The sequence below is a fragment of the Gilliamella sp. WF3-4 genome (assembly GCF_001690275.1).
In the GTDB taxonomy this organism is placed as follows: domain Bacteria; phylum Pseudomonadota; class Gammaproteobacteria; order Enterobacterales; family Orbaceae; genus Gilliamella; species Gilliamella apicola_C.
Genome location: NZ_LZGW01000028.1, coordinates 1 through 6,001 on the forward strand (window position 1 = coordinate 1; position 6,001 = coordinate 6,001).

A 6,001-nucleotide genomic window follows, 5' to 3' on the forward strand; every position below is an offset into this window, starting at 1 on the left:
ACTCTTTAACGGGTACACCTGCCTCTGCTTCTTTTAAAATAGCGACGATTTGATGTTCAGTCATTTTTTTCATAATTAAATCCTCTTTTACTTTTATCATAGAGAATTTTCTACTTTTTTGCTGTACTATTTTAGGGGGTAGTTACACGATGAAAACATTTAGGAAAGCCCCAGCGTAAATGCCGGTCTGTGATAGTATTCAACACCGAAATAATCACGGAATCATCCTGCAACTTAGGTTGATAATAGTAAGCACAACGGCTTAAGCCAACAATGGCACAACTCATAGCAATAGTAACCAAATGATTTTGTTGTAGTTGCTGTGCCCACGTTTTACGTGCCCCAGTTGGCACTAAAGCTTTTTTATGATTTCTTCCTGAAGCTGGGATTTTAAGCTCAGTTCGGCAAACATCTGCTTAAGCTTGCGGTTTTCAGCCTCCTGCTCCTTTAAGCGTTTGATATCCGACGTTTCCATTCCGCTGTATTTTTCTCGCCATTTATAGAAAGTTGAATTACCCATTCCATATGTACGGCACAACTCTTTAACGGGTACACCTGCCTCTGCTTCTTTTAAAATAGCGACGATTTGATGTTCAGTCATTTTTTTCATAATTAAATCCTCTTTTACTTTTATCATAGAGAATTTTCTACTTTTTTGCTGTACTATTTTAGGGGGTAGTTACACGATGAAAACATTTAGGAAAGCCCCAGCGTAAATGCCGGTCTGTGATAGTATTCAACACCGAAATAATCACGGAATCATCCTGCAACTTAGGTTGATAATAGTAAGCACAACGGCTTAAGCCAACAATGGCACAACTCATAGCAATAGTAACCAAATGATTTTGTTGTAGTTGCTGTGCCCACGTTTTACGTGCCCCAGTTGGCACTAAAGCTTTTTTATGATTTCTTCCTGAAGCTGGGATTTTAAGCTCAGTTCGGCAAACATCTGCTTAAGCTTACGGTTTTCCGCTTCGAGTTCTTTTAGACGTTTGATGTCTGAAGTTTCCATACCGCCATATTTTTCTCGCCATTTATAGAAAGTTAAATTCCCTATACCATATTTACGGCACAACTCTTTAACGGGTACACCTGCCTCTGCTTCTTTTAAAATAGCTACGATTTGATGTTCAGTCATTTTTTTCATAATTGAATCCTCTTTTATTTTTATCATAGAGAATTTTCTACTTTTTTGCTGTACTATTTTAGGGGGTAGTTACAAAACCACGCCTTGCCGTCTGCGGATAGATTGGACAGTTTAGGGGTATTGGCATCAGTGTTTGCGGTTGGGTTTTGAGCTTGTGCCTGTGCCACTTCTTTCCACCACAGTGACGGTTTAATGCGTTGCTCTTTTTCTATTTTCCAATTAGTTTGAATATATTTAAACGCTTCGTCCACCAACTTGAAGGCATAATCACGTAGGTAAGGTTGGGTGATGCCGAGCTCGTTTAAGCCTGCTTCAATCATCTCTTTTTTCTGTTGTCTTTCTTCTTCAAACAAGTCATCAACTTCGTTCCATTTGCTTAATGCTTCATCGGCATACCATTCACTTTCATATTTGACCAGTAAATGCCCTATCAGCTCTGCGGCCCAACTTCTGCGTAGCGCTTCCTTTAAATCCCTTTCTGTAAAAGTAGGTGGCGGTAGACCTTTTTTTCGTTGGGTTGAATATATCAGTGTTCCTGTCAAAATTTGGTGTAATGCGTGCATCTCAGGGGTGTAATTTTCTTGTTTACCTAAACGAACTTTACTGCCTTTGAGCAATAAATCCACAACTTTTGTGTTTTTTCCCTTTTCGCGTATCACGCTGCCGATAATGGTTTCTACTTTTTTCATCAGCTGTTACTGATGATGTAATTAAATTCAGGAATGATAAAAAGTAATTTAATTATTGTTGGTTTTTTCTTTAAGATATCCATCTTGATTTAAATAATAATGCTTAATTGTTAAATTATTATCATATTCTGTTGTAACGGTAATGATAAAATCCTTTGAAATGGTAAAATGTGTTTTTTCAATTAGATTTTCATTATTTCCTGGTTCGTACCATTCACCTTCAACGTATAAATCTGATCGTATTTGATTATCTTTTATTGTCAATAAATAAAGTCTGTAAGGAAAATCACCACAATCCTGTGGCACCAAAATCATATTAATGTCATTTTTTGATGGTAGAGGTATATAACGAAAATCTATTTCGCAATTCCATGATGCCAAATCTTTAATCTTGCAATTTTCATTATTAGTTAAATTATATTGTGTATTTTTATGTGCTTTATTTAATGGTAAAGTATCTGTACTTTTTTCAAAACAGGCATTTTTATTATTTTGTTGGATAATTGTGTTTACATGATGTTGAATAGGGTGTTCTTGTGCATAAGCAAAAAAAGGAATTACACCGAACACTAAATAAATTATATAGTTATTTATCATAATATATCCTAAAATTATTTATTAGTTATTTTTTGCAATAATGAAGCCAATGGCTTTCTACCCAGTACGGCTTATTTTGAAGCATAAACGAATTGTAAAGAAATCCTCATTATTCTCAGGATTAGAAACATTCCCCCTAACCTTATAGGTGAAAATGTTTTTTTACGTACTTGAATTAATTTTGCCTATTTTGCAATTAAAAACTATCTTTTTACCTTAACAAATTTTCCTTGTTTATTAATGACATAGTGCATTTTACTGACTAAAGTGGTTGGTCTTTTCTTGTAATCATATGGCGAGTTAAAATGTTTGATTGTTATGCGATAATTTTTATCGATAAAATATTTACTCCAAATACCTCCATCCTCCAGCTCACTAGTTTCACCTATTTCTAGCCTATCAATCAAATTAAAATCATCCGAAAGGCTAATTAATGATAAACGTTCTGCTGAATTAATAGCAACGGAGGACAGCAATAATAATTTTATTTTTTTATAAGATTTTAATTTCAATGCCCTAAAACAACCATCATCCATCATTCCTTTAAAAAAATAATTAAATTCATCAAAACAACCATCGTCAAACTTTCCTTCAACAAAAGGATCAACTTTATCCGTTATTGGTAAAAAAATATCATTGTTACTATTAACTTCATCACCCCAATAATAATTATTCAATGGAACATCTATAATATTTAATTTTTCATAAATAGTTGCTAGCGTTTCACGCATCTTCTGCTTTAATTTAAACGCCAAAACAATATCATCATTCGTAAATAAAAAAAGGTAATCGGAAATAAGCACTAATGAGGGATTTAAATTATATTGCTTAGGTAATGTTACAAAATCAAAATATTGATTTTCTTGTTGATTACCCGTTAACTCTAAACGTTCCAATACTTTTTGTAACAATTCGTGGGAGCGTAGGGATAAATTGTCGGTAACTTGATGTACATTAATTATATGATTTTCATCTAATATTAATTTGCTGTCTGAACTTTTTACCGATATATTTTTTATTTCGTTAAGTCGTGTATATAAAGCTTCATGTTTAAGTGGAGTATCGGGTAAATAAGTAATATCAACTAATTGCCACTCTGTAATATCCTGCTTTGTTAATGTATTGGGATCATTTTTTATTTCATTCGCACTTACTGCTAATGCGATAAAACAATAAAAAAATAAAACGAAAAAACGATTTAGTATTGTTAGCATTATTTCCTCCTCTAATTTATTCTATTTTTCTTATTTATTAATAAGGGTAATTAGTTTTTCTTTATTTAAAGTTGTGGCATCAGTACAAAAATATTCATCTAGTAAATATTGCTTTTCAAATGATCTAACATCCATATGAATCCAACTATATGTATGCTCTGAATCTATTATTGAATTATCCTTATTTAAGCCTATTAGCTCAGTGCTAAAAAGGTTGCTATTTGCCCATTTTTCTTGCGTATTAAGGTAAGTTGCAAAGAAGTTATCACGAATATACATTAAGGGTTCAATATTAATGTAAAGTCGATGTCTGATTTCCCAATTACCTTTATTAAACTGAATATCTAAAGCTTTTCCTCTGTGATTAGAAGTCTTTTTCCCTTCCTTATGCAAAGAACATCTATATCCCGATGAAATTTCTCTAAACTTATAAACATTTTGTCTACCCAAATAAAAGTTTAACGCACAAAATCCAAATAATAATGATCTATGTAACCCTGGATATTCATATTTATTAAATCGTTCTGGTGAGGTATTTTTCCCTAAACCATTACCAAAGCCATCACATTGTTTCCCGCATCTACATTTCAGTTGTAACCAAATCGTATTATTAATCGTATATTCTTCTTGAAATCTATCAATTGCTTGTATAACTTGTATATCCACAACGCCAGTTTCCTCAACTTGCATATAATCACGTTGAAACTGTTTTATCATCTTTTCTGTTCTTTCAGTAAATTCATCGGTTGGTACATTGCCACCAAAACCTGCAAGGCGGATATTAATTTCCCGAATAATCTCATGCTTATCCCCTTTCTGAAAAAGAATCTCGCTTTTAGGGAAATAATCTATCATCGCCACCGGATGAATAAACCATGCCTTGCCATCTGCGGATAGATTGGACAGTTTAGGGGTATTGGCATCAGTGTTTGCGGTTGGGTTTTGAGCTTGTGCCTGTGCCACTTCTTTCCACCACAGTGACGGTTTAATGCGTTGCTCTTTTTCAAGTTGCCAGTTTGATTTGACATGCTCAAGGGCTTCGTCCACTTTTTTCATGGCAAAGTCTCGATGATAGGGCTCGATTATGCCGATTTTATCTAATATCGCTTCAATAGACTCTTTTTTTTGTTGCTTTTCTTCTTCAAACAGCTCATCTATCTCATTCCATTTACTTAATGCTTCATCGGCGTAATATAATTGCATATTACAAACTATTTATTTGTTTTAAATTGATCCTATTTTGCTAGATTTATTTCAGCTTGTTTGATTTCTTGCTTTAATTCTTTTATCTCACATAAAAAGACTTCTGTAGGGTAATAAGAATTTATATCGTCATATAATATGCTATATTTACTTAAACATAGTTTATCTATCTTTTTCTTAATTAATGGGAGGTTATCTTTTGGCGCGTTCTTCTTTTTAACTAATAACGTTGTTTTTTGTTTTAATAACTCTAAATAATAAAAATAAAGATGCTCTGTATTACATTTTTCGTCAGTTTCATCATTTAAACATTCCAAAAATTCACTGCTGTTATAATCGATAATATCATCAGGGTTAGGTACTACGCTGAAATCATCAGGATAAGTAATTTGATAGCTACCGTAATATATCTGTAATAAATCAAATTTTAATTTTTTCTCATCAATTTTATAATGCTTCCAAGTTTGAGGGCCAACTCCATTATCCATTTCAAATAAGGATAAAGTATAAATATCACCACTTGGTGCAATATAATAATATTGATAACCAACAGCAAGAAAATTAGTTATATTCGTAAAAGTATTAGCAAGCGTTATTTTATCTTTAATTTCATTATTTTGAATTAAAGATAAAGTCAATTTAGCACCAGAATAATCATCTCCTCCCTCCACGAAACTAACCCCTTCTTTGCTTAATTTTAGGGTTAAACCATTTTTTTGATAGATCACCTTACTTTTATCAACCGAATCAAGAACATGATCAAAATAATTACCAAATTTATATAATGGACAACGTTTATCCATTTCTACTTGTATGGAATAATCAGAATTTATATAGTCTTCACGTGAGCAATCTTTTTCTAATTTTTGCATATCTACTTTATTGAGAAATGAATTGCCTCGATATTTTTTTTCTATATTAAATTGTTGGCTGTAGCAGCATGTACTAAAGAAAGAAAAAATAATACCGATATAAAATAAATGTTTCATAAGCTATTCCTTAATTTCTTCAATTTTAGTGAGTGAAAAGTCGGCATGAAAGTGCGAGTCATGTAATTCACCTCCGTCTACAACACCTGATAATTTTCTAAACTCTTTAAAATGATCATGCTTTCCAACTCGAACCTTAACAAAAAATAGTAACATAGCCTT

Annotated in this window: 8 protein-coding genes and 1 pseudogene; all 9 read right to left on the reverse strand. The window is 32.4% G+C overall.

Annotated elements, in window-relative coordinates; translation table 11 throughout:
- Positions 1 to 131: 131 nt before the first annotated feature.
- Positions 132 to 353 carry a hypothetical protein gene (locus tag A9G47_RS06245; protein WP_065642049.1) on the reverse strand — a complete coding sequence of 74 codons (222 nt, stop codon included), beginning with the start codon at positions 351 to 353 and terminating at the stop codon, positions 132 to 134.
- Positions 353 to 610, reverse strand: coding sequence for a transposase (locus A9G47_RS06250; protein WP_065642048.1), 258 nt, complete (start codon positions 608 to 610; stop codon positions 353 to 355). The genes A9G47_RS06245 and A9G47_RS06250 overlap by 1 nt, the downstream gene beginning before the upstream one ends.
- A gap of 58 nt (positions 611 to 668) precedes the next feature.
- Entirely contained in the window at positions 669 to 890 is a 222-nt protein-coding gene (locus tag A9G47_RS06255) for a hypothetical protein (RefSeq protein WP_065642049.1), read from the reverse strand.
- A 34-nt stretch (positions 891 to 924) separates the two neighbouring features.
- Positions 925 to 1,147, reverse strand: a pseudogene (locus A9G47_RS06260) (transposase); the annotation flags it as partial.
- 53 nt (positions 1,148 to 1,200) lie between these two features.
- The gene (locus A9G47_RS06265) at positions 1,201 to 1,836 is read right to left on the reverse strand and encodes a hypothetical protein (protein WP_065642446.1); all 636 of its coding nucleotides are present in this window, start codon (positions 1,834 to 1,836) and stop codon (positions 1,201 to 1,203) included.
- Between the two features lie 48 nt (positions 1,837 to 1,884).
- Positions 1,885 to 2,433, reverse strand: coding sequence for a hypothetical protein (locus tag A9G47_RS06270; protein WP_081303561.1), 549 nt, complete (start codon positions 2,431 to 2,433; stop codon positions 1,885 to 1,887).
- A gap of 203 nt (positions 2,434 to 2,636) precedes the next feature.
- A complete protein-coding gene (locus A9G47_RS06275; protein ID WP_065642447.1) occupies positions 2,637 to 3,647 on the reverse strand; it encodes a hypothetical protein in 1,011 nt (336 codons plus the stop codon).
- A 30-nt stretch (positions 3,648 to 3,677) separates the two neighbouring features.
- Positions 3,678 to 4,850, reverse strand: a complete 1,173-nt coding sequence (locus A9G47_RS06280) for a peptidoglycan-binding domain-containing protein (protein WP_065642448.1) — start codon at positions 4,848 to 4,850, stop codon at positions 3,678 to 3,680.
- A 32-nt stretch (positions 4,851 to 4,882) separates the two neighbouring features.
- Positions 4,883 to 5,839: a hypothetical protein gene (locus tag A9G47_RS06285; RefSeq protein ID WP_065642449.1), complete on the reverse strand. Its 957-nt coding sequence runs from the start codon at positions 5,837 to 5,839 to the stop codon at positions 4,883 to 4,885.
- Positions 5,840 to 6,001: the final 162 nt, after the last annotated feature.